The 24,332-nt window shown below is 59.7% G+C and carries 21 protein-coding genes; 7 read left to right on the top strand and 14 right to left on the bottom strand.

All coding sequences use genetic code 11. The features are described 5' to 3' along the window. Positions 1-5 precede the first annotated feature (5 nt). The 7 genes from ACQE3E_RS15135 to gspE form a co-directional block, all read right to left on the bottom strand. Positions 6-422 (bottom strand): type IV pilus modification PilV family protein, encoded by a 417-nt coding sequence (locus tag ACQE3E_RS15135; RefSeq protein ID WP_064028097.1) that lies wholly within the window; start codon positions 420-422, stop codon positions 6-8. Then, a complete protein-coding gene (locus tag ACQE3E_RS15130) occupies positions 409-900 on the bottom strand; it encodes a GspH/FimT family pseudopilin (protein ID WP_064028099.1) in 492 nt (163 codons plus the stop codon). Before ACQE3E_RS15130 ends, ACQE3E_RS15135 begins: the two co-directional genes overlap by 14 nt. Further along, on the bottom strand, positions 900-1,325 hold the full coding sequence (gene gspG, locus ACQE3E_RS15125) for a type II secretion system major pseudopilin GspG (protein ID WP_064028101.1): 426 nt from the start codon (positions 1,323-1,325) through the stop codon (positions 900-902). The genes ACQE3E_RS15130 and gspG overlap by 1 nt, the downstream gene beginning before the upstream one ends. Positions 1,326-1,343: 18 nt before the next feature. Beyond that, complete coding sequence (locus ACQE3E_RS15120) at positions 1,344-2,561, bottom strand: type II secretion system F family protein (protein WP_427500733.1); 1,218 nt, start codon at positions 2,559-2,561, stop codon at positions 1,344-1,346. A gap of 8 nt (positions 2,562-2,569) precedes the next feature. After that, the gene (locus tag ACQE3E_RS15115; protein ID WP_427500732.1) at positions 2,570-2,974 is read right to left on the bottom strand and encodes a type II toxin-antitoxin system VapC family toxin; all 405 of its coding nucleotides are present in this window, start codon (positions 2,972-2,974) and stop codon (positions 2,570-2,572) included. Continuing rightward, entirely contained in the window at positions 2,971-3,213 is a 243-nt protein-coding gene (locus tag ACQE3E_RS15110; RefSeq protein WP_064028109.1) for a DUF2281 domain-containing protein, read from the bottom strand. Before ACQE3E_RS15110 ends, ACQE3E_RS15115 begins: the two co-directional genes overlap by 4 nt. Before the next feature lie 561 nt (positions 3,214-3,774). Then, positions 3,775-5,487: a type II secretion system ATPase GspE gene (gene gspE / locus ACQE3E_RS15105; protein WP_409521112.1), complete on the bottom strand. Its 1,713-nt coding sequence runs from the start codon at positions 5,485-5,487 to the stop codon at positions 3,775-3,777. Between the two features lie 113 nt (positions 5,488-5,600). On the opposite strand from gspE, the gene ACQE3E_RS15100 reads away from it, so the two are divergent. The 5 genes from ACQE3E_RS15100 to ppsA all read left to right on the top strand — a co-directional run bounded on the left by ACQE3E_RS15100 (position 5,601) and on the right by ppsA (position 14,362). After that, positions 5,601-5,819 carry a hypothetical protein gene (locus ACQE3E_RS15100; protein ID WP_139306112.1) on the top strand — a complete coding sequence of 73 codons (219 nt, stop codon included), beginning with the start codon at positions 5,601-5,603 and terminating at the stop codon, positions 5,817-5,819. A gap of 45 nt (positions 5,820-5,864) precedes the next feature. Then, positions 5,865-9,215: a P-loop NTPase fold protein gene (locus ACQE3E_RS15095; RefSeq protein ID WP_313729834.1), complete on the top strand. Its 3,351-nt coding sequence runs from the start codon at positions 5,865-5,867 to the stop codon at positions 9,213-9,215. Positions 9,216-9,372: 157 nt separating this feature from the next. Continuing rightward, positions 9,373-10,896 (top strand): ExeA family protein, encoded by a 1,524-nt coding sequence (locus ACQE3E_RS15090; protein WP_313729835.1) that lies wholly within the window; start codon positions 9,373-9,375, stop codon positions 10,894-10,896. 10 nt (positions 10,897-10,906) lie between these two features. After that, positions 10,907-11,689: a general secretion pathway protein GspB gene (locus ACQE3E_RS15085; RefSeq protein WP_313729836.1), complete on the top strand. Its 783-nt coding sequence runs from the start codon at positions 10,907-10,909 to the stop codon at positions 11,687-11,689. Between the two features lie 279 nt (positions 11,690-11,968). Further along, positions 11,969-14,362, top strand: coding sequence for a phosphoenolpyruvate synthase (ppsA, locus tag ACQE3E_RS15080; protein WP_313729837.1), 2,394 nt, complete (start codon positions 11,969-11,971; stop codon positions 14,360-14,362). 44 nt (positions 14,363-14,406) lie between these two features. Here the strand turns inward: ppsA and ACQE3E_RS15075 are convergent, their stop codons facing one another. Beyond that, the gene (locus tag ACQE3E_RS15075; RefSeq protein WP_427500731.1) at positions 14,407-15,435 is read right to left on the bottom strand and encodes a hypothetical protein; all 1,029 of its coding nucleotides are present in this window, start codon (positions 15,433-15,435) and stop codon (positions 14,407-14,409) included. A 313-nt stretch (positions 15,436-15,748) separates the two neighbouring features. Between ACQE3E_RS15075 and ACQE3E_RS15070 the strand changes: the two genes are divergently transcribed. Together ACQE3E_RS15070 and ACQE3E_RS15065 are read left to right on the top strand one after the other, a co-directional pair. Beyond that, complete coding sequence (locus tag ACQE3E_RS15070) at positions 15,749-16,366, top strand: response regulator (protein WP_427500730.1); 618 nt, start codon at positions 15,749-15,751, stop codon at positions 16,364-16,366. Further along, a complete protein-coding gene (locus ACQE3E_RS15065; RefSeq protein WP_427500729.1) occupies positions 16,356-18,179 on the top strand; it encodes an ATP-binding protein in 1,824 nt (607 codons plus the stop codon). Before ACQE3E_RS15070 ends, ACQE3E_RS15065 begins: the two co-directional genes overlap by 11 nt. Positions 18,180-18,186: 7 nt before the next feature. Here the strand turns inward: ACQE3E_RS15065 and ACQE3E_RS15060 are convergent, their stop codons facing one another. From ACQE3E_RS15060 to ACQE3E_RS15035, 6 genes are all read right to left on the bottom strand, one after another. Beyond that, positions 18,187-19,260 (bottom strand): alkene reductase, encoded by a 1,074-nt coding sequence (locus ACQE3E_RS15060; RefSeq protein WP_427500728.1) that lies wholly within the window; start codon positions 19,258-19,260, stop codon positions 18,187-18,189. Between the two features lie 71 nt (positions 19,261-19,331). Then, positions 19,332-20,297, bottom strand: coding sequence for an alcohol dehydrogenase catalytic domain-containing protein (locus ACQE3E_RS15055; RefSeq protein ID WP_313729843.1), 966 nt, complete (start codon positions 20,295-20,297; stop codon positions 19,332-19,334). After that, the gene (blaOXA, locus tag ACQE3E_RS15050) at positions 20,294-21,085 is read right to left on the bottom strand and encodes a class D beta-lactamase (RefSeq protein ID WP_313729844.1); all 792 of its coding nucleotides are present in this window, start codon (positions 21,083-21,085) and stop codon (positions 20,294-20,296) included. The genes ACQE3E_RS15055 and blaOXA overlap by 4 nt, the downstream gene beginning before the upstream one ends. A 64-nt stretch (positions 21,086-21,149) precedes the next feature. Continuing rightward, on the bottom strand, positions 21,150-21,779 hold the full coding sequence (locus tag ACQE3E_RS15045; RefSeq protein WP_313729845.1) for a bifunctional 4-hydroxy-2-oxoglutarate aldolase/2-dehydro-3-deoxy-phosphogluconate aldolase: 630 nt from the start codon (positions 21,777-21,779) through the stop codon (positions 21,150-21,152). A gap of 36 nt (positions 21,780-21,815) precedes the next feature. Next, positions 21,816-23,636, bottom strand: a complete 1,821-nt coding sequence (edd, locus tag ACQE3E_RS15040; RefSeq protein WP_313729846.1) for a phosphogluconate dehydratase — start codon at positions 23,634-23,636, stop codon at positions 21,816-21,818. 157 nt (positions 23,637-23,793) lie between these two features. After that, positions 23,794-24,207: a hypothetical protein gene (locus ACQE3E_RS15035; protein ID WP_313729847.1), complete on the bottom strand. Its 414-nt coding sequence runs from the start codon at positions 24,205-24,207 to the stop codon at positions 23,794-23,796. Between the last annotated feature and the right edge of the window lie 125 nt (positions 24,208-24,332).

The following is a 24,332-nucleotide window of genomic DNA, read 5'->3' as shown; positions in this document are numbered from 1 at the left end:
GCCGGCTATTGAGCGGTGGTCAGTTTTAAGGTATCGAGTTCTACCGTCCGGCGCTGCTCGTCGTCGCCCCAGGCTACGGTGACGTTGACTCGCATCAGTCGCGCGGCCGGTTCCTGGTCGCCGTCGGCCAGCTTGCGCAGACTTTCGCGAACGCCGCCGCTGTTTTGCACTGGTTGGACGCTGACCCGCCAATCGAAGCGTTCGCCTTCGTTGCCGTCCAGTTCGCCCGGTTCCAGCGCGGTTTCAACGCCGGTGCGGGCCATCAGCGACTCGGCGATTTGCACCGCGATCGTGTATTCCTCGGCAATTCCCGCATGGTTGACGCCGTTGCCGAATACCCGCAACACGATAGTCAGCGCGATCGCCATGATCGAAAAGGCGACTAAAATTTCCAGCAGCGAAAATCCGTCAAGCCGTCGCATGGTCGAGCAGGTCGGGTTCGACGGCCGAAATGGCGACTTCGCCGGTAATCCAGTTCACGTCGATTTTTTTGGACAGATTGCCCCATTCCAGCGTGATGCGGCCGCCGGTCGAGGAACCGTCGCCGAAGAAGCGGATGCTGCCTTGCTCGCCGTCGGCGAATTCCTCCTCGGCAACCACCAGCGACACGTCGATGTCTTCGGCGAATGCGTAAGTCTTGTCGCGATGGTCGACTCGGTAGCTGTTGTCGGCCAGACTGATCGTGACCGCCGCGGTTTTGCCGGTCAGCAGGGCTTGACCGTGGGCATAGCGCAGCGCTGAAGCGATGTCGCGCGCCACGGCCTGCAGCTTGGTGGCGTGGTTGCCGGAAGCGATATTGTTGCCTAGCACCGCGAAACCGAGCACGGCGACCAGCAACACGATCGCCATCTCGATCAACGTGAAGCCCCGCGCGGCGGCGGGGCGGGGCGGCCGGGTCATTATTCCCAGCTATTGATGTCTTGTTCCTCGCCTTCGCCGCCCTCTTTCTCGTCGGCGCCGTAGCTGAACAAATCGAACTTGCCGTGTTGGCCGGGGAAGACGTAGTGATAATCGACGTTCCAAGGGTCTTGCGGAATCTTTTCCTTACGCAGATAGGGGCCGTTCCAGCGCTTGGCGTCGGACGGTTTTTCGATCAGCGCCAGCAAACCTTGTTGTTGGGTCGGATAGCGGCCCTCGTCTAGCTTGTACATGTCCAGCGCCGCCGCCAGATCCTCGATTTGCACCCTGGCCGCCTTGGTTTTGGAGGCGCCCATGTGTTTCATGACCTGCGGGCCGACGATGCCGGCCAGCATGGCGATAATGCCCAATACCACCAACAGTTCCAGCAGCGTAAAGCCGCGTTGGCGGCGTATCGTGTGTGTCATCGCGTGTCTCTCCTTGGATTAAAAAGCCAGATCGTTGACGCTGAGAATCGCCAGCAAAATCGAGACGATGATGCCGCCTATCATCAGGCCCAACGAGATAATCAACGCCGGTTCCAGCAAGGCCAGCATGCGTTGTATCGTTTGTTTTAATTGTTTGTCGTAAATGCCGGCCACCCGCATCAGCATTTCCTCCAGCCGGCCGGTTTCCTCGCCCATTTTAATCATTTGCACGGCGAGTTTGGGAAACAGGCTTTGTTGACTCAGCGCCTCTGATAAAGTTCGGCCCTGTTTCAATTGGGCCTCGGCATAATCCAGCGATTCGGCCAACACCGTGTTGCCGACGGTTTCCCGAACGATGACCAGCGACTTTAAAATCGACACGCCGTTACCCAGCAAGGTGCCGAAGGTGCGGCTGAAGCTGGCGACCTCCATCGTCAACACGATTTCGCCGACCAGCGGGGCTTTTAAAAACCGGCCGTCCCAGACCTTCTTGCTGGCCGGCGCGCCGAGCTGGGATTTGAAATATTGCACCGTCGCGGCGATGCCCAGCAACAACAGCCACCAATAGCTTTGCAGGAACTCGGCCAGCCCGACCACGATTTGAGTGGGCACCGGCAGGTCCTGGCCGGCGCTATCGAACATTTCCTTGAATTGCGGCACGACGAAGGTCAACATCACGAACAGCGACGCCAGCGACATCACCAGCAACACCGCCGGGTAAATCAGCGCGGTGCTGACGGTATCCTTCAACTCCTGGGCGCGCTCCATATACTCGGCCAGCCGCTGCAATACGCCGCCCAAATTGCCGCCCAACTCGCCGGCGCGGATCATGTTCAGATAAAACTTGGAAAACACGCCGGTCTGGCTTTCCAGCGCGTCGGCCAACGCCTTGCCGCCCTTGACCTTGTCCAGTACGTCGGCGGTCAGCTTGTTGAGCTTGGGCTTATCCTCGGTCAGTTGCAGCAAGATCGTCAGCGAGCGGTCCAGCGGCAGGCCGGATTCCAGCAGCGTCGCCAATTCGGCGGTCAGCATGCCGATTTCCTTGGCGGACAGGCGCACGCCGGCGGTTTTCAGCTTGAACCCGAGAAAGGTCTTGTCCTTGGCCGCTTCGACGCGGATCGGAATCAAACCCTGATTTTGCAGTTCCAGCAGTAGGGCCTGCTCGTCGGCGGCATCGCGCACGCCTTCCTCGGCGAGACCCTGATTGTTGACGGCTTTGTAGGAATATAAAGGCATGGAATGGTTTAGCGATTGGCAATGAGCTGGATTTGCGGTGGGTATAAGGCAAAATTCTCGTCGGCGGAAATAATTGGCATGTTTTCGCTAAACGCAGTAGCTAACAATAGTCTATCGAATGGATCGCGGTGATTGGGAAGTAATGGAATATTGGCGTACGCGTTGATATGTTTGGTTTTTAGGTCAAGCAAATTAAAATCGTCTTGGCGAATCAAGCCTGTCAATGCGTCAACGGTGATGTCCAGTTCCGGTAACTTGCCGAGCTTTTGTTTGATGGCGATTTCAAAAAGGCTTATCTGGCTGATTTGAACAATATTTTTTCTATTGTTGATTAGCGCTAAAACGCCTGGGCCGAGTTTGGAGCTATTTAGTTGATACCAAATTAATATTTGAGTATCGATTAAATAGTTCATTCCATATACTCCCGCAGGTCGTCTAGCGGGTCGTTAAAGTCGTCTGGAATATTGTAATTTTTCCCTTGCAAAGAACCTAGTCGCGTTAAGCTACCCGGTGTTCTCTCCGAAATATTGTTTTCGACTGCCTGGGTTTCTTGCGCCAAACCGAGTCTAAAGTAGTGAATTAAATCGTAAACTTCGGCGAGTTTTTCATCGGGAATTCGTTTGATTTCTTCTATTAACAGTTCTTGCAACATTTTTGGCCTCCGACAACTGCTAGGTTTAGAATTATATAAAACGCATAATGGTATTTTGTCTTCGTACGATTACGCTATGCTAATCGTACCTACCGGGCTTGATGGACAGATTTAGCTACAGTTTGTTCTTCGGTAAGAAACATAACAACTACTTTCGACTTCGTATTGGTTGCCGGGGTTTCTTCAAGTATGACTTGGCCGTTTTCGTAAATGCCTTTAATTGCGGCATACATATTACCTCCGGTGAGCTAGGGCCATTTTACCAATTGCTGTCTATCGCATTTCCAAGGATTTCCGTTCTACAAGGCAACTCGCCTGGCAATTTCAATATCTTTTCTTAGGGCCGTAGGGTGGATAAGCGAAGCGCCATCCACCATAGGAACGCAAATAGGTGGATGGCGCTTCGCTTATCCACCCTACAACTTTTATTATTTGAATGGCTGATTTAAATTTTAAACCGACATTCAAGATAAATACACGAACTTCCGCCTTGGATCGGATTTCGCCAATCCACAATTGATTATTTTCAATAAATCCACATAACGACTTTATGTAATCCAATTACGCCTCGGTCGTCACCCTCAGCACTTCCTCCAGCGTGGTCGTGCCCTGCAAGGCTTTGCCGACGCCGTCTTCGTACATGGTTTGCATGCCTTCGGCGATCGCGGTTTGCTGGATTACGAAAGCTTCCTCGTGTTTCATGATTTGCTTGCGGATCGTGTCGGTCATCGTCAAGAACTCGATGATCGCCAGTCGGCCCTTGTAGCCGATGCCGTTGCAGGTCGGGCAGCCGACCGGTTTGTGCAGCAGGATTTCGCCGCTTGGCTGCCACTGCCGCAGTTTCATTTCTTCGATCAGCGTGTCGGAGGCCGGATGAGCTTGCTTACAAACGGGGCACAATCGGCGAACTAGGCGTTGAGCCAGAATGCCGTTGATCGTCGAGCTAAGCAGATATTCCTCCAGACCCATGTCCTGTAAGCGGGTGACGCCGGCGGCGGCATCGTTGGTATGCAGCGTGGACAGTACCAAGTGGCCGGTCAGCGCGGATTGCACCGCGATCTTGGCGGTTTCCAGGTCGCGCATCTCGCCGATCATAATCACATCCGGGTCCTGGCGGACGATGGAGCGCAATGCCGAGGCGAAGGTCAGGCCAATCTGCGGTTTGGCCTGAATTTGGTTGATGCCCTCCAGTTGATACTCCACCGGGTCCTCGACGGTGATGATCTTGCGCTCTGAGGTGTTCAGAGTTTTCAGCGCGGCGTACAAGGACGTGGATTTACCGCTACCGGTCGGACCGGTAATCAAAATAATGCCGTGCGGTTGCGCCAGCACTTCCATGAAACGCTCGGCCTGCTTGCCGACGAAACCTAGGGTTTTAAAATCCAGGACCGCGTTTTCCTTGTCCAGCAAACGGATCACCACGCTTTCGCCGTACAGCGTCGGGATCGTCGAGACCCGCAGGTCCAGTTCCTTGCCGATCATTTGCAATTTGATCCGGCCGTCCTGCGGCAGGCGGCGTTCGGCGATGTTGAGCTTGGCCATGATCTTGATCCGCGACAGCACCGCGGCGGTCGAGGCCACCGGCGGCGAGTCGATGTCCTGCAACACGCCGTCGATGCGCAAACGCACTTTCAGGCTTTGCTCGAACGGTTCGATGTGTACGTCCGAGGCCCGACTTTCGACGGCTTTTTGCAGGATGAAGTTGACCATTTTGATGATGGGCGCTTCGCTGGCCAGATCTTTTAGATGTTCCAGGTCTTCGCTGTTTTCTTCTTCGCTGCTCAGGCCGTCCAGCAGTTGGTCCATTTGCGATTTGCCTTCGCCGTATTGCAGTTCCAACGCGGCGTCGATGTCGGACATTTGGCCTATTTTCAGCGCAACCGGCTTGCCGGTCGCCAGTTGCAGGGCTTGAGCGACGTAGTCGTCTTCCGGATCCAGCACCGCGACGGTGACGGCATCCTCGCCGGCTTCCAGGCCTGCCACGTGGTATTGCTTGAGAAAGCGCCGGGAAATGAGCTCGGGCAGCGGCGATTGCGGCGGGTATTGTTCGCCGGCGACCTTGGGCAGGCCACTGGTCTGAGCGAAGCAATTGGCGACGTCGGCGTCCGAGCACATGCCGAGCTTGATCAACAGTTGGGGCAGCGAGTCGTCCAGCGAGGTTTTCTGCATGCGCCGAACCTTGCTCAAGTCGCTGTCGGACAGTTTGCCGTGGTGTTTGAGCAGGCTCAGAAAAGCCGCGTATTTTTCGGGTCGATTTGCGATTTCCATGTCCATCGTCGGTGCCGTAAACTAAAGCCGTGTGGCCGGCATTGTAGCGATTTTCCACTGAGTCTGGCTGCCGATTATTACCGCAACGCGTCACGGCGCCATGCCGAAGGAAAATAACGATGACGAATGGAATGAGAGCCGGGCTATTGACCGTCGCGGCGGTCGCGGCCGGCGGCTGTTCGAGCGATTGGGCACAGCGGATGGGTTACCATGCGCTCAGCAATGCCAGGCAGATGCAGTGCCAAAAGGCGATGGCTGACGATTGCGAAAAACGCCCCGACTACGACCGCTATCAGCGCGAGCGTCGCGAGGCGACCGAGACCCAAAGTCCTCGCTAACCGGCGGTAAGCTGGCCTACATCTTCCTCAAAACCAGAGTCCGTCATGAGCGCAAACAGCGGCGAAAACTGGATGGCCGAATTGGGTTTCTCCGCCGATTCGGAATTGCAGAAGGCCTTGGAAATTGCCGCCCATATCGGCGACGTTTCCGAAGACGATGCCAACATCAGCTACACCTCGTTGCTGATCGGCTTGCTATGGAACGGCGATGCGCTATCGGTCTGGCTGCAAGCCCAAATTCAGCGCGGCGGCGTTGCGGTCGAAAACCTCTACCGGCAGCGGCGCCTGACCGAGGCGCAACGCGAGCCGATTCTGGAAAACGTTCGTAACGGCCGGCCGGCCGCGTCGCGGCAAGTCGCGATCAGTATTTCGGCGCGGACCGTGCTGCAAGAGGCGCACACCCTGGCTTTGGAAACCGGTTGCGCCGGCGACGCGCCGCTGGCGACCCGCCACGTGCTGGCCGCGTATTTTTTTCGGAATCCGCCAGGGCATAACCATCAACTGCACCAAGAATGGGGCTTCGAAGCCGAGGTGTGGCGAAGCCGGTTCGCCGAATACATACACGATCACTATTCGGCGGAGTTTGGCGGTTGGGCGCAGGTGTTGAGCGGGTATCTGGATACCGACGATTTACAACCATCGGGACAATTCTTGGGTGGCTATGCATTCGATACCCAAACCGTGCAATTGCTGCGCACCTTGGAACAAACGATAGCGAGCCACTCGCCGCCGCTATTTTCCTCGGCAAGCTTGCTCGATCTGCTGGTGTCGCTGCGCGAAGTGCCCGATTGCGCGACCTTCGCCGAACTGGTCGCTATCCCGCTAAAAATCGGCGAGCCTCGAACGCTGACGACCCTCGATTCCCCGTTCGCCGGTAGCGGCAGCTCTTTTTCGGCGACGCACGGCTTCAAGAATATTTTGGATCGAGCGCGGACGCTAGCCCGGGCGATTAGCGGAACCGAAATCATCGGTGTCCGCCATATTATCGCCTCGCTGTTGGTCTCGCCGGATTCGACAGCCAATAAAACACTGAAGCGGGTAGGTGTCAGCCTACCGTTGCTGCGTAATCGAGTCTTGGGCGACTTTACCCGGCGCTGGGTCAATGACGACGGCTTGCAATGGCGCTTTCACTTGATCGGTACCACGCCGCCGACCATCGCCGGCTATAGCTCGGATTCGGCCGATACCGGCATCGACAAGCTGGATGTCGCGCGTTATGCGACCGCGTTCGCGGTGGTCGTGGCCGCCGAACAGGTCAGACCGCCGTTGTCGATCGGCATTTTCGGCGATTGGGGTGCCGGCAAGAGCTTTTTCATGCGCTTAATCAGCGAGCAAACCGAGCGGCTGTGCGCCAATTCCACGCTCGGGCCGGACGGCAAGCGTCTGTTTTGCCGGCGAATCCTGTCGATCCGTTTCAATGCCTGGCATTACGCGGAGCAAGACTTATGGGCCAGTCTGGTTCAGACCATTTTCCAGGAGTTAAATCAAGCGCTGCTTGGCCCGAGTGACGCGTCCGATGTTTTGGCCTCGGTGCAACAGGATTTAAACTTGGCTAAAGAGGCCAGAGCGGAGGCAGAGAATCAGCTTAACCGAGCACGTGACGAACAAGACGATCGCAATAATGCGCTGCAAGCGGTTCGGCAGCAGGCCAGACTGGAAGCCGAAAAAGTGCGGGCGCTAAGCGCTGTCGATGTCGTCGCGGCGGTCAACGCCGAAGTGATCGCGGACCAAAACCTGGAGCGTTTGCTGGTCTTGGCTGAAGATTACCTGGGGTATCGCGGCATTCGCCAAGACATTCTGGAAGGCCGCCAAACCGTGAGCGCTTTGATGGACATCGTGCGCGACAGTCGCTCGGCAACCGGCAAAGTGCGGTCGGCTTTGAGCTGGTTGTCGCGCGCGCCGATTTCCAAAAATGAATTTCGTAAACTGACGGTCGTGGCGATTCTGGTACTCGTCGTCGTCTCATTGTTCGCTACGGTTTTTCGAGACTGGATAGGCAATGCTTGGGCCATGCTATCGACCTTGCTTGCCGAACTGGGCGCGGTCGGCGGGATGGCAATCGCTTGGGCGAAAGGCCATTTGAAAACAGTGTCCGAGGGCTTGAATCAATTCGATAATTTGAGCGGTGAGTTAGACCGCCGGCTGGCCGCCAAACACTTGGAAAATCAAGCCGATCTCCTGTCTGCCGAGGAAGCCTTTCGGCAATCTCAGGCCAAGCTGGCCGATGCGGAAGCCTCGCTACTGATGGCAATACAAAACGTCGAACAAGCCGAGCAAGCCGTCGCGGAAAGCCGGTCGGCGCAACGTATTGCCCGGTTGGTGGAGCAACGCCTTAGCGGCAGGAACTACGAGCAATATCTAGGTATTGTCGCGGCCATCCGCGCCGACTTCCAGACCTTGAGCGATTTGATGAAGCAAATGCGCCGGGAGTCCGAGTCCGCACCGACCACGCCGGAACCCATCGATCGGATCGTGTTGTATATCGACGACCTGGACCGTTGTCCCAGCGATCGCGTCGTGGCGGTGCTGGAAGCGATTCACCTGATGCTGGCCTTCGAGTTGTTCGTGGTCGTGGTCGGCGTGGACATTCGCTGGGCGGCCCGATCATTGGCCGAAAAATACCCCAACCATTTGACGCCGGGCGACGAACAATGCCAGACCACGCCGACGGCGCTTAGCCGAGCCGACATTGACGGCGCGACCGCGCTCGATTATTTGGAAAAAATCTTTCAGATTCCGTTTTGGTTGCCGCCGATGGAAGAACAAGCCAGCCGCAATCTGATTTTCGAATTGTTGCCGGCGCCGGTCGGCCAAGCCGGTGTCGAATCCGGGCATAACGCCGCGGAGCAGAAGCCCGCGGACTTGCCGGCCGCCGATCAACAGGCCGCGACGTCGCAAGCGGCTCACCTCGACGCGGCCAAGGCCCAGCCCTCACCAACGCCGAAAGGGGCGGAACTGTTGGACATCGCCGCCGAGGAACGCAATTACATGCTGCGCCTGGCGGGCGCGGTCGGCAAGTCGCCGCGCCGGCTGAAGCGCTTCGTCAATACCTACCGAATCTTGAAAGCCTCGATCGATGCCTTGGAGCGGGAAACCTTTGTTTTAGAACACGGCGCCAACGGCGAATACCGGACCGCGATGACGCTGTTGGCCTTGGTCACCGGCGCGCCGCGCAGTTCGCTGGACATGCTGCGCTTTTTGGACGAACATCGCGACGAGGATGCTTTCCAGTTGTTCGACGACTACCTGCGCAGCCTGATTTACGCTAACGAGGCTAAGTACGTGCTTGGCGCATTGACCGCCTACCGAACGACGCAGCCGACAAACTTACGAGAATTGAGGCACTGGGCGCCGCTGGTGGCGCGCTTTAGCTTTCGGTCGGGTACGGGGATGTAGGCTGGTCGTCCGCCGGAGCGCAATTTGAGTGCAATTTGCCGGGCTTTGCATTAGCATCCGGCCAACCTATCGTCGAGCCGTCAAAACCTTGTACCAGTCCTATTTCAATTTCAGCGAACGACCGTTCTCGATCTCGCCCGATCCGCGGTTCATGTACATGAGCGAGCGCCATCAGGAAGGTTTGGCGCATCTGCTGTACGGCATCAATCAAGGCGGCGGTTTCGTGGCCTTGACCGGCGAAGTCGGCACCGGCAAAACCACCTTGTGCCACTGCTTGTTGCAACAGCTACCCGATAACGTCGATATCGCGTTGATCCTGAATCCCAAACTGACCGCCGTCGAATTATTGGCGACGATATGCGACGAATTGGGTATCGCCCATGCAAGTCTGAGTGCGAAGAGTTTAATCGATGCCATCAATGCTTATCTATTGGCTGCGTACGCCGAAGGTCGGCGCAGCGTGCTGCTGATCGACGAGGCTCAGAATTTGAGTCTGGAGGTACTGGAGCAGATTCGGCTGCTGACCAATCTGGAAACCAGCAAAGCCAAATTGCTGCAGATTATTCTGGTCGGCCAGCCCGAGTTGAACCAAATGTTGGCTCGCCAAGAACTGCGCCAGCTCAATCAACGGATTACCGCGCGTTATCATTTGGGTCCGCTGTCGCTGGACGAAACCCGTGCCTACATCTTGCACCGTTTGCGGGTTTGCCACGGTAGCCATCGTTTGTTTCAGGCCGCGGCCATTCGCAAAATTTACCGGTATTCCGCCGGCGTGCCGCGCTTGATCAACATCTTGTGCGACCGAGCCTTGCTCGGCGCTTACGCGACCAATACCCGCCAGATCGGTCCGGCGATCATCGTCCGCGCCGCCAGCGAAACCTTGGGGCCCCGGCGAGCAGCGGTAAAGCGCTACGTGGCGGCCGCCGCGACGTTGGCACTCAGTGTCGCGGCGGGGGGCTACGTTTGGTGGACGGATCGACCTATTGTCGAAACCGCCAAGCCGCTTGCGCTATCGGCGGCGGCCGTCGCCGTGGCGCCGCCGCCGGTCGAGGCCAAGCCGCTCGCGCCGGCTTTCCAGGAATGGCTCGATGCGGCGCCGGCGTCTCCGGATGTCGCGTTAGCCGAACTACTGCGGATTTGGCGGCAAAAGCCGACGACCGATACACCGGTTAATTGCGACTCGATCGCTACGTTGGGTTTGAGTTGCTTATCGGGCAAGGCGAGCTGGCGGGAATTGATACGCCTCGACCGTCCGGCCCTGTTGGTGTTGAGCGATACGCGGGGCCAAAAGCGCTACGTACTTTTGACCGGCGCGGACCCGAGCCGCGCGGAGGTCCGGATTAACGGCGACAAGTCCTTCCCGCTGGTCGAGCTGCTAACGCTGTGGGACGGAAATTATCTGCTGCTGTGGCGACCGCCACGGCCGGGCTTGACCGAAATCGCGCCGCCGCAAAAATCCGCCGATGTCGTATGGTTGCGCCGACAGATCGGCAAAGTCGCCGAGGTTCCCGCCGGCGGTGATCCGCAGCTTTTCGACGACGCGTTAAAAACCCAGCTAGTGGCATTTCAACGCCAGCAGCAATTGACGCCGGACGGCATTGCCGGCGCGCGTACCCTGATTCAGTTGCAGAACCGGAGTGGGGCGGAGGATTCGCCCCTTTTGGACATCAACCCCCGCTAGTCTTATCGATATGTCTTACATCTTAAACGCATTGCGTAAATCCGAGCAGGAGCGGCAAGCGCTACAGCCGGATACGGTCGCGGCCAGGATTGCGGTACAACCCGCCCCCGCGCGACAGGGCATCGCCAAAATCGTTGTCGCATTGGTATTGCTGAACGCGGCTATTTTGACGTATTTCCTGGGCTTTGCACCGGGCAAGCCGGAGGCCGTTCAACCCATCGCGGCAAACCGGGCGCCGCGGCCCGACGCGGAATCCGAACCGGTGTCGGCCGGCCAGACCGGCAAGCCGGAACGGAAACGGCCGTCGGCGCCGAAGGCCGATCCGCCGCCACGGACGGTTGCGGCAAGCAGCGTGGCGGATAAGGCCGGCGCGGCCAAGAAAATGGCCCCCGAACCTCCAAAAGTAACCGCCGCGCCGAAGCCGGTGGTAGTGGCCGAGCCGGCACGCGAGGATTCGGCGCCGGAACCTGAGGCGCCGGCCGTCCCCGCGCCGAAACCGGCCGTTCCGGAGGTAGCCGCCGTCGCCGCGATTGCGCCGGCCGCCGCGCCGCCGCGGCCAAAAAGCGGGTTGGACACACTGGACGATTTACCGCCGGCGCTGCGCCAATCGCTACCCAGCCTGCCGATCAATGTCTACAGTTACTCGGCCACGCCGGCCGAGCGCTTCGTGATGATAGACATGGTCAAATACGTGCCCGGCCAGACCATCAAGGATCAGGTCGAATTGCGGGAAATCCAGGAGGATGGCATCGTCGTGCGTTATCGCGAGCGCGTGTTCAAAATCAAGCGCTAACCCGCGTGCGCCGGCGGTTCCGTCTGATCGTCGCCGGGACCGCATTTAGACTATATTCAAGTAGGGACCGATCCGCTTCGCGAACTGTCGAAGCTTGTGAACGGCGTATGCCGATAGTCGCTTGCTTAGCCAGCGGCGCGGACTCGGAAACGGCCGGAAGTTCCGTCGGGTTGAGCGGCTTCGGGTCCGAGCGCCGAATCCCAGAATTTTAGAGCCCAAACCAAGACGGCCGGCCGGACAGTCGGCGTAATCACGATAACAACAGCCAAGGAGTGTCTCATGTCGGAAGCTTATCAATACATCCGCTGGTTCAACGAGTTGACCATCCGCGACATCCCGCTGGTCGGCGGCAAAAACGCGTCGTTGGGAGAAATGTATCGCGAACTCGCCGGCCAGGGTATCCGCGTCCCCAACGGCTTCGCGATTACCGCCGAGGCTTATCGCTACGTACTGGATCAAGCCGGGATCTGGCCGCGTTTGCACGAACTGCTGGACGACGTGGACGCCGACGACGTCGCCGACCTGGCTCGCCGCGCCCAAATGGCGCGCGATCTGGTTTACGCGGCCCCGTTGCCGGCCGATTTGCAGGCCGAGATCCACCGAGCTTTCGCCCGATTGCAACAGGAGTACGGGGCGGACTTGAGCGTTGCGGTGCGCAGTTCGGCGACCGCCGAAGACTTGCCGACCGCCAGCTTTGCCGGCCAGCAGGATACCTATTTGAACATTCGCGGCGGTCAGGCCTTGCTGGATGCCTGCCAGCGCTGCTTTGCCAGTTTGTTCACCGACCGTGCCATTCATTACCGCATCGATCAGGGCTTCGATCATTTTAAGATCAGCTTGTCGATCGGCGTGATGAAAATGGTGCGCTCCGATTTGGCGGCCAGCGGCGTGATGTTTTCGCTGGATACCGAGTCCGGTTTCCAGGAGGCGGTATTTATCACCGGCGCTTACGGTTTGGGCGAAAACGTGGTGCAGGGCGCCGTCGATCCTGACGAGTTCTACGTGCATAAGCCGACTTTCGCCCAAGGTTATCGGGCGGTGCTGCGGCGCAATCTGGGCGCGAAGAAAATCAAGATGGTGTATAGCGACGGCCGTACCCGCGAGCCGGTCCGCAATATCGCGACCGCTAACGACGAGCGGCGCCGCTATTGCATCGCCGACGCCGAAGTGCTGGAACTGGCCGATTACGCGATCAAAATCGAAAACCACTATGGCCGGCCGATGGATATGGAATGGGCCAAGGACGGTCTGGACGGCTGCTTGTACATCGTCCAGGCCCGCCCGGAAACCGTGGCCTCGCAAAAAGCCGGTCATGTGTTGGAGCAGTATCGTCTCACCGAAGCGGGGGAGGTGATCGCGCGCGGCCACGCGGTCGGTGGCAAGATCGCGGCCGGCACCGCGCGAGTGATAGACCATGTGGCTAAGTTGTCGACCTTCAAACCCGGCGAAGTGCTGGTGGCGGACATGACCACGCCGGATTGGGAGCCGGTGATGAAAACCGCCGCCGCCATCGTTACCAACCGGGGCGGGCGGACCTGCCACGCGGCGATCATTGCCCGCGAGTTGGGCGTGCCGGCGGTGATCGGCTGCGAAAACGCGACCAGCGCGATTTCCAGCGGCAGCGAGGTCACGGTCAGTTGCGCCGAAGGCGATGCCGGCAAGGTGTATCGCGGAAAAGTCGGTTTCGAGGTCAGCCATACCGATCTGGCCCAGCTGCGGCGGCCGAAAACCAAGATCATGTTGAATCTCGGCAATCCGGAACTGGCCTTCAAGCACAGCTTTTTGCCGAACGACGGGGTTGGTTTGGCGCGGATGGAATTCATCATTACCGAATACATCAAGGCCCATCCCTTGGCTTTGATCCATCCCGATAAGGTTCGGGACGCCGAGGAGTTGGTCAAATTGCAAGCGCTGACCGAAGCTTACGCCAAGCCGGAAGACTTTTTTGTCGAGCGGCTGGCGGAAGGGGTGGGCACGATAGGCGCGGCATTCTATCCGAAGCCGGTCGTCGTGCGGATGTCGGATTTCAAGACCAACGAATACGCGACGTTGCTGGGGGGGCGCTGGTTCGAGGGCGACGAGGCGAATCCGATGATCGGTTTTCGCGGTGCCGCGCGCTACGTGCATCCGACTTACGCGGAAGGCTTTGCATTGGAATGCGCGGCGATGAAACGGGTGCGCGACGGCATGGGACTGACCAACGTGGTCCTGATGATTCCGTTCTGTCGGCGCATCGGCGAAGCGGAACGGGTGTTGGAGAGCATGGCGCGGCACGGCCTCAAGCGTGGCGAAAATGGCTTGGAAATCTACGTGATGTGCGAGATTCCCAACAACGTGATTCTGATCGACGAATTCGCCAAACTGTTCGACGGGTTTTCGATAGGCTCCAACGACTTGACCCAACTCACGCTCGGCGTGGATCGAGACTCCGAGATCGTGGCCAACGACTTCGACGAGCGCGATCCCGGCGTCAAAACCATGATCCGCTTGGCCGTCGAAGGCGCCCGCCGCAACGGTCGCCATTCCGGTTTGTGCGGTCAGGCACCGTCGGATTATCCGGAGATGGCCGAATATTTGGTTGAAATCGGCATCGACTCGATGAGCCTGAATCCCGATACCGTGCTGGAAACCACCCAGCGGGTGTTGGCGCTGGAGCAACGTTTGGGGCGCTAGCAGCGCCACCGAGGCCGGTCGACTCGGCGGCGGTCGAACGCGGTTTATGCGGCCTTGCGCCGCAGGCCCAAGTATCCGGTCAGCGCGCTGAGCATCAGCCAAGCCGAGGCCGGTACCGGCACCGCGGACAGTTTGCCGTATTCGATGACGCCGGCGACGGCGCCGCCGGTTGGTGCCGGATTGACCGACAGATGGGTGATTTCGCCGCTTAAACCGCCGCTGTCGGTCAGAAACAATATCCGGCCGCCGCCGCCGAAAGCGCCGCCGCCGTCGGCGCTGACCGTGGTGTTGCCGGTAAACGAAATCGTCGGCGCGTGTAACAACAAACCGCCGCCCGAGCCGCCGCCGCCCAGCAGCGCGGTACCGCCGCTACCGTCGCCGCCTGTGGCGGTCAGCAAGCCGCCGCCGAAATCGATGGACGACAACGCACCTAACTCGATCGCGCCGCCACCGCCACCGCCGGCGACGCTGCCGAACAAATTGGCCGACGCGCCACCGCCGCTACCGCCTTCCAGTTTCAGATGCAGATCGCCGTAGGCAATGCCGCCGACATCGCCGAAGCCGTTGCCGCCGTGACCGCCGAAGCCGCCACCGTCGCCGAAGCCGGGCAAGCCGCCCTTGCCGATGCCGCCGCCGCTACCCTCGCCGGCCCCGAAAGGCGCCGCGCCGCCGCGCCCGCCGCCGGCTCCGCCCTCGCCGGGCGTGCCGTTATTCGCGTTGAAGCCGTTGGCGTTCAAATTGCCGTTCAGTTGAATGCTGCTCAGCGACAGCAAGCCCAACGACAATGTCCCGGTGGCCTTGACCGTCACCTGACTGGCGATAGACACCGAATCGAAATTGAACACGGCGATATCGCCGCTGACAACGCCGCTGTACAACACCGAGCCGTCCGGTGCTTTCAGAACCGGTGTGCCGTTGCCGGTATCGAAAAGATAATCGCCAACGGTCTGGGTCAGCGACAAACTGCCCAACGAAGCAAAGTCGTTAGGATTCAACGGCGCGGCGAAACTTGGGGTACTGCTAAGCACCCATAGGGCCAGACTGATCTGGGCTGAGTAACGAGCTTGGAACATCGGTTTTCTCCAGGTTGGGGACGGCCTCGTTAACCGGACAAGGCTCTGCCTTGCGGGACTCGAGGACGTTGTGGGTCGGTGTCGGAAATTCGTTTGTCCCAGGCCAGCGGACGATGAAGCGGCTGGGCGGATTTCCCGGTCTTGGCGCGTTCCACTCTGAGTACGGTTAGCGCTTTAGCAGAGGGGCGTTAGGGCCGGTGGGCAGTGTAATCAGCCTGAATGCCCGACCGCAATTCCGCCAAATGGAGGGATGTTGTCGAGCGCTAAAATTTGGCTCAGTATAAAAGCCGCTCTGTTCAGAGGAAGGTTGCCGATGAAAATTCTGTTACTAGACGACCATGCGTTATTTCGAGCCGGCCTGCGTTTGTTGCTGCAAGCCTTGGACCGCTCGGTGCGGGTCTTCGAAGCGGGGACGATTGCCGAGGCCTTGGCCGTCGCTGCCGAGCACGCCGACCTGCGCTTGTGTTTGTTGGACTTAAGTTTGCGCGGCGAGGACGGATTGGCGGCGGTCGCCGACATCAAAACGGTTGCCACGGACGTCGCTGTGGTCGTGGTGACCGCCAGCGACGAACCGGCGACGGTCAGGGCGTGTATCAATGCCGGCGCGATGAGTTTTATTCCGAAAAGTTCGGCGCCGGATGTGTTGGCCGAAGCGCTTAAGTACGTGATGGCTGGCGCGGTGTATTTGCCGGCGGCGATGGCGGTGAGCGATGGCGATTGGGCGCCGATTAATTTGTCGCCGCGCCAACGCGATGTTTTGCGAGGTCTGTGCCGTGGTTTGCCGACCAAATCCATCGCTCGCGATCTGGGTTTGTCCGAGTATACCGTCAAGGACTACATTGCCGCGTTGTTCAAGGCGCTGGACGTGCATAATCGCACCGAAGCCGTGATCAAGACTGGCCGGCTGCGGTTGCTGCCCAGTGAAAACTGATTGGCGACGCCGGTTCGGGCGCGAGGCCGCGATCGGTTTGGAAGATGCCGACCGCGCGGATTTCGAATGCGAGGTTTTGCGCGAGTTGATCGGCTTGCACGCCAGGATGTTGTTGCGCTTGCCCTGGGTCCAGGCTTTATTGGCCTTAGGAGTGGCGTTGTTGGCGTACCGCTCGACATCGTGGAGCTGGCTGGTGGGCTGGAGTCTGTTGACGGTCGGCGCGGAGTGCGGCCGAGCCCTTTACGCCGTCAGGGTGCTGCGGATGGCGCCGAGCGCCGACCCGGCGGCGATCCACCGGGTTTTGATCGGTTTGGCGGCCGGCGTCGGTGCGACGGTGGGCTTGAGCGCGTGGCTGTTCATACCGAATATGCCGTTGCCGGATCGAGCCCTGCTCGTGATCGTGCTGTTTGCGATGCCGGCCGCCGGCGTGTCGGTGGCGGTGTCGTCTCCGCGGATTTTGGCCGCGTATTCGCTACTGATCATGGTGCCGACCGCAGTCTGCTGGGCCGGTCAATATCCCGAGCAGAGCCTGGTGGTCGCCGGCTTGACCACGCTGTACTGGTGTTTCATCGTCAGCGTGGCCGGTGACGGCGAACAGTTGTTGCGTCGTTCGGTGGCGATTCGGCGGGAGCGGGATCGCACGTTGGCGGATTTGCAGCAACTGAATGCCGAAGTCAGGGAAGCCGTGACGCGGGCCGAGGCGTCGTCGCGGGCCAGGGCGCGGGTGCTGGCCGCCGCCAGTCACGACTTGCGTCAGCCTTTGCACGCACTGTCGGTGTATAGCGCGGTATTGGTGGCCAACCCCGCCGCGGAGGCCTTGCCGGAGGTGGCTGGTAATATCGATCGTCTGGTACGCAATTTGGGCGGGTTGCTGCACGGCTTGCTGGATTTGTCGCGCTTGTCGGCGGACCAATACGTGCCGGAGTTGCGGCGAATTTCGCTGGATCGATTGGCGGCCGAGGTCTGCTCCGAATTCGACACCTTGGCCGAAGATAAGTCGTTGCGCTTGGTGCGGTGTTTGGGGCAGGTCAGGTTGTTCGACGATCCGGTGGCGATTGCCCGCATCGTCCGCAATTTGCTCGATAACGCCATCAAATACACCGAGCAAGGCGAAGTGGTGGTGTCGACCGCGCGGCGAGACGAGTGGGCGGTGTTGGAGATCGCCGATACCGGACGCGGCATTCCGCCCGGCGAATTGACCCGGGTTTTCGAGGAGTTTTACCAATTGGACAATCCAGGCCGCGATCAGCAACACGGTGTCGGCTTGGGTTTGACGATCGTCCAGCGTTTGTGCGAATTGATCGGTGCCGACATTGCCCTGGCTTCCGAGTCGGGTGTCGGCACCCGGGTCACCCTGCGCTTTCGGACCTTGGCGACCGGCAATGAACCAAGGCCGGTCAACGCGGACGCCGATGTATCGGGAGTAAGCGGCAAACGGATTTACGTGGTGGACGACGAGGCGGACATTTTGGAAGCGATGCGCATTTTGCTGCAAGGCTGGGGTTGCCGAGTCGAAACGGCGGCATCGGCGCGCGTGGCCGACGCGTTGTTTTCCGATGTTGGCCGGCCGGATTTATTGATTGTGGATTTACGCTTGGCCGAAGGCGAGCAAGGCTTGGCGCTGGTTCGGCGTTTACGCGGCCGTCACGGCGAGTTTCCGGTTTTGGTGGTGACCGGCGAGACTGGGCTCGAGGCCTTGGCGCCGGTACGTGTTGCGGGATTCCCGCTTTTGCAAAAGCCCATCGTCGCCGACGTATTGTACGACGCGGTCAGCCGAGCCTTGCCGTCGGCGGCGGTGCGGCAACGCGACTAGCGCGCAATCATCGGCTGGCGAGCGGATAGTCGGTGTAACCGCGCCAATCGCCGCCGTAAAAATGCTCGGAATCCGGCGCGTTCAGCGCCAGACCTAGTTGTAGGCGGGTCACCAGATCGGGGTTGGCGATGTAGGCGCGGCCGAAGGCGACCAGATCGGCGCGGCCGTCCGCGACCGCGCTGGCCGCTCGGGTGGCGGTGTAGTGGCAAGCGGCAACGTACACGCCGCCAAACAGACGCCTCAGCGCCGAGTAGTCGAAGTTCGACGAGCGATTGAGTCGGTCTTCGCCTTCGACGACATGCAGATAGCCAATTCTGCCGGCCAGCTCGGCGGCAACGGCGTCGAACAAAAATTGCGGATCGCTGTCGCGCATGTCGTTAAAACTGTTTTCCGGGGAAATGCGCACGCCGACTTTGTCTTTACCGACCACGGCGGTTACGGCATCGACGACTTCGTTCAAAAGACGCATCCGATTATCGACGCTGCCGCCGTAGCCGTCCTGGCGCTGGTTGCTAGCGTCGCGCAGAAATTGATCGAGCAAATAACCGTTGGCGGCGTGAATTTCAACCCCATCGAAACCGGCCTGCATCGCATTGCGGGTGGCTTGAGCGTAAGCGGCGGCGATAGCGGGCAACTCGCCGATTTCCAGCGCGCGCGGAATAACAAACGGTTGCGGGCCGCTTGGCGTGCCGACCATGCCGGACGGTGCGAGGGCCGACGGCGCGACCGGCAGTTTACCGGCCGGTTGATAACAGGGATGGGAGACCCGGCCGACGTGCCAAAGCTGTAGAAACATCCGGCCGCCGGCGGCGTGGACGCAGGCGGTCACTTGCCGCCAACCTCGAATTTGTTCCGAACTATGAATACCCGGCGTGGCCGGATAACCCTGACCTTCGGGAACGATTTGACTGGCTTCGCTGACGATGAGTCCGGCACTGGCGCGTTGGGCGTAATACAGCGCGTGCAGTTGATGCGGCGCGTTATCCGCGTCGGCCCGGCAGCGCGTCAGCGGTGCCATCACGATACGGTTGGGCAACGCCAACTCGCCCAAGGCCAGCGGCGAAAATAAGGTCTCGGTCATCGTTCAACCTCGAGGTTGTCCTGAAAAAGTCGGTAAGTCTAGCGGAGTTGCCGGCGTTTACCGTCGACCGATTAACGTTTCAGGAGAATCTTCCGTACCCCCGGTCGAGCCGCCGTGGCGAACGCCGCCGGGCCGGCACTGAGCGGAAAAACGCCTTCTATCAACGTCTCGACGGCGATGTCGCCGGCGCTTAGTCTGTCCAGGGCGGGCTCGAAACGGCCGCATCGCGATCCCAGCAAACGGATTTCCTTGACGACCAGCGGGCTGAGATCGATTGGGTGATCGGCGACGAAGGTGGATTTAAGGACTAAACAGCCTTGCGCGCGCAATAGGCGCAAGGCTGCCGCGAAGCCGCTGGCGGTACCGCTGGCATCGACGATGCAGGAAAAACCGCTCTCTGGAAAATCGGCGGCCAATCCGGCCTGCAAGCCCCAACACCTGGGTAGCGTTAGCGAGGTTTCGGTACGGCCCAACATCGTGACCCGATGGCCGGCCAGCGCCAATGCTCGGCCGATCAACAGGCCGAGCCGGCCCGGTCCGAGCACGCCGATCTCGCCGCGCGGCAGGTCTTGCAATTGTTCGACGACCCGCAAGGCTGCGGCCAACGGTTCGGCGAACACGGCGGTCTCGTCGGCGACGTGGTCCGGCAGTCGCAATAAATTCGCGACCGGCAACGTGAAGAAGTCCGCGAAGGCGCCGTCTTTAGCGCGGATGCCCAGCACCCGCCGGGTCGGACAATGCGAAGGTCCGGTCGTCAGACAGGTCGGGCATAGGCGGCAGCCGATGTTGATCGATCCCACCACTCGACTGCCTAGCCAATGGCGGTCGTTCGCATCGGCGACCTCGACCACTTGTCCGACGAATTCGTGGCCTAAAATGCCGGCAAAACCGGCGTAGCCGTGGGCTAATTCCAGGTCGGTCGCGCAGATGCCGGCCAGACGCATTTCAATCAATGCTTCGCCGGCTTCCGGTTTTGGGATCGGTCGGTCGGTCCGGTAACTCAACTCCCGGTCCAGCAGCAAGGCTTGCATGGTCATGGCGGCAAATCGGCGATACCCTTGGCTCGCAACGCGGCGCGGAGCAGTTGGGCTCGCAACGGCAGGTCTTGTTCGGAGCGTAGGTCGATATTCAACGCAAACAACCAAGTCGCCGCAGCGGTTTCGAGGCTGCCGACATACCAACCGATCTGCGGCTGGCCGCGCGCCGCCCAGCCGGTTTTGGCGCGCAGTGCGTAGGTCGGCGTGCGTTCCACCAGCATGATGTTCCGTAACGTTTCAAAGTGCTCGTCGGCGAACGGTAGTGCGCGGTTTTGCAATTTCTTCAGGAATTCGATTTGTTCCGCCGCGCTGATTTGCAGATCGCCGTTCAACCAGAATTCGGTGGGATTAAAATCCGACGCCAAACGGCCGTAATCGATGTCGTCGAGATAGCTGCGGTAGGCCTGTCCGCCGATCCGACGCGCCATAACCTGATAGCACCAGACGCAGGAGGTCTTGAACGCGCTGGCCAGGGTGTGGTCGCGGTTCCAGTCCGGCAACGACCGCGCGACGCCGTCCCATTTCAGCACTTCGTTGCTGTCGATGGCTCCTTCTTCCAGGGCGATCAGGGTATTGAGGATCTTGAACGTCGATGCACTTGCGTAGCGTTGGCCGGCGCGGGCGTCGTTGTGGACGTAGCGTTGGCTGCCGTCTGCGGTGGCGATGATCAGAGTGCCGCTTAGCTGACGTTCCGCGAATAAAGCTGCCAGGCTCGGATCGTCGGCGCGGCCGAGTGTCGGCCAAGCGGCGAGTAGATAAAGCAGGGCGGTTTTCAACACGATGGACATTTGGGGGAAATACCGTTGACGCTGCCAAGCGCGGTTTTCCGCCGTCCCTGGCGGAGAAAATGTCTTAGTTTTTCAATTGGGCGGCAACGGCGGCGCGGCGGGTGATTTCCGCCCAATCGCCGGCATCGACCAGATCGGCCGGCGCCATCCATGAGCCGCCGACGCAGGCGACGTTGCTCAAGGCCAAATATTCCGGGGCGTTCTTCGGATTGACGCCACCGGTTGGGCAGAAGGTTACTTGCGGCAGCGGACCGCCGATCGATTTCAACATCGGAATGCCGCCGGCGGCTTCGGCCGGAAAGAATTTCATCGCGGTAATGCCTCGGTCCAACAAGCGCATCACTTCGCTCGGCGTGATGATGCCGGGCAGCAGCGGCACGTTGGTTTCCAACGCGGCGTCCAACAAGGTTTCGGTGACGCCGGGGCTGACGATGAATTCGGCGCCGGCTTCGATCGCGGCATGCAGGGTTTGCACATTGATGATGGTGCCGGCGCCGACGATCGCGCCGGGGACTTCGGCCTTGATGCGGCGAATCGCATCCAGCGCCACCGGGGTGCGCAACGTGATTTCCAGTACTTTCAGTCCGCCGTCGACCAGCGCTTTTGCCAGCGGAACGGCGCTTTCGAGATGGTTGATGACCATGACCGGCATTACCGGCGAGGTGGTCATGACTTCTTGGATGCTTACGGTCATGGTTTTAATCCTGTAGGTTGGTTTGTTGTTATTGTGTTAATCGACGTAAAACAAGTTGGTCGCGCCGGTTTCGGCGGACGAGGCGTGGGCGCGGAAGCCACCGAACAATTCCCGGCCCATGCCGAAGTGGTGGCCCTTAGCGGTATTGGCGGCGGCGACCCTGGCCTCGAATTCCGCCGGATCGACCTGGACGTTGACTTCGCCGGTCTGCGTGTTCAAAACGATGACGTCGCCGTCGCGGACCTTGGCCAGCGGACCGCCGTCCAGGCATTCCGGGCACATGTGAATCGCCGATGGCACTTTTCCGGAGGCGCCGGACATGCGGCCGTCGGTGATCAGGGCCACTTTGAAGCCTTTGTCCTGCAATACGCCCAGCGGCGGCGTCAGTTTGTGCAATTCAGGCATGCCGTTGGCTTTCGGTCCTTGGAAGCGTAACACCACGATGCAGTCTTTCTCCAACTCGCCGCGTTTGAAGGCCGCGACCACGTCATCTTGATCGTCGAAGACCACGGCCGGGGCGGTCACGACTTGATGTTGCTCGGCGACCGCCGAGATCTTCGAGACGCCGCGGCCGAGGTTGCCGTGCATCACGTTCAGGCCGCCGGTCGGTTGGAAGGGCTGGCCGACCGTGGAAATGACCGCATCGTCCTGCGAGCTCGCCGGCCCTGCTTCCCAGCGCAGTCCGGCCTCGGTCAGCTTCGGTTCCCGGCTGTATTGCGCCATGCCGCGTTCGTCGCCTATCGTCAGGATGTCGCCGTGCAGCAGGCCGTTGCACAGCAGTTCGGCGATCAAAACGCCCATGCCGCCGGCCGCTTGGAAGTGGTTGACGTCGGCCGAGCCGTTGGGATAGATCTTGGCTAGCAGCGGGATGATTTTCGACAGCTTGTCGAAGTCGTCCCAGTTGATAATCACGCCGGCGGCGCGGGCGATCGCGATCAAATGTATCGTGTGATTGGTCGATCCGCCGGTGGCCAACAGGCCGATCAACGCGTTGACGATGGCCTTTTCATCGATTGCGTGGCCTATCGGTCTGAAGTCGTTGCCGGCCGCGGTGAATTTCAAGACTTGCTTGGCGGCGGCCTTGGTCAACTCGTCGCGTAGCGGCGTGTAAGGATTGATGAAGGAGCTGCCGGGCAAGTGCAGGCCCATGATCTCGACCATCATCTGATTGCTGTTGGCGGTGCCGTAAAAGGTGCAGGTACCGGGGCTGTGGTAGGACTGCGATTCGGATTCCAGTAGCTCCTTGCGGCCGACCTTGCCTTCGGCATAGAGTTGGCGAATGCGGACCTTTTCCTTGTTGGGTAGGCCGCTGGGCATTGGGCCGGCCGGTACGAATACCGCCGGCAGATGGCCGAAACTCAGGGCGCCGATCAACAGGCCGGGGACGATCTTGTCGCAGACGCCCAGGTACAACGCGGCGTCGAACATGTTGTGGCTAAGGCCGATCGCGGTGCTCATCGCAATCACGTCCCGGCTGAACAGCGACAACTCCATGCCGGGTTGGCCTTGGGTGACGCCGTCGCACATCGCCGGTACGCCGCCGGCGAATTGGGCCACGCCGCCGGCATCGCGCACGGCTTGTTTGATCAATGCCGGAAAATCCTTATAGGGTTCGTGGGCGGACAGCATGTCGTTGTACGCCGAAATGATGCCGACATTGGGCTTTTGCGAACCGGCTAAGTCTTCCTTTTCGCCGCCGGCGCAGGCCGCGAAGCCGTGAGCCAGGTTGCCGCAGGCCAATTTGGCGCGGTGCGGGCCTTGATCGACGGCGGCTTCCAGACGGGACAAATAGGCGCCGCGGCTGTCGCGACTGCGTTCGATGATGGTTTGCGTGACTTTTTCGAGTGTGGGATGCATCGTGGTGTCCTGGTCGGAAAATAAACGTTTAACGGAATCTCAAGGTCAGCCGCATATGAGGCCCGACTGCTTTCGCTTTGGAATTGGTACCGAGCGAGCAGCGGAAATGGCTGGGTCTAAACAGAAGTCAGCACGACGGGTGGCCACGGCCTCCGGTTCAAGCGCTGTTGGTCGGTTCTATCCAAAAACGTTGCCAGCCGAGCAAGCTCGGTTCTAAATCGCGAAATTCGGAGGCAAGGTGGGGTCTGATCGCGTTGACCGCTTCCAAATCCAAATCCAAATCCAGAGCCTCTACCAGGCGCAGTTTTTTGGTAGCCAAACCGGTGGCTCGCCGGCGATTCGGCAAGCCTTTACGGGAATACGTCATCCGATACAGCCCAGTCGGCCAACTTAAAAAATCAAACGGCGGATAGGGCTCCAGCCCATGGCTTTTTAAGTCGACTTTGCGTAGCGAAACCCCGTCGGCGCGTAGCGCTTGCCGAATATCCAGAAACGTGGCGTCCAGCTGATCGACGTGTTCCAATACCGCGCGCGAAATAATGACATCGTAGCGGGCGGTTTTTCCCGACAATCCGTCGTCGGCGACGCGGGCGAAAAAGTAATCGGCTTGGTCATGACGGCCTTCAAAATCAAAAACGTATCGCTTTTCAGATTTTTACTATACACCGGTCGCCCCTTGGCTGGTTTCTCGGATTG

Origin of the sequence: Methylomonas sp. MED-D (genome assembly GCF_050276835.1) — a bacterium.
Classification (GTDB): domain Bacteria; phylum Pseudomonadota; class Gammaproteobacteria; order Methylococcales; family Methylomonadaceae; genus Methylomonas; species Methylomonas koyamae_A.
Note: the sequence above shows the minus strand (reverse complement) of the source record. Positions and strands in the feature narration are given on the sequence as shown.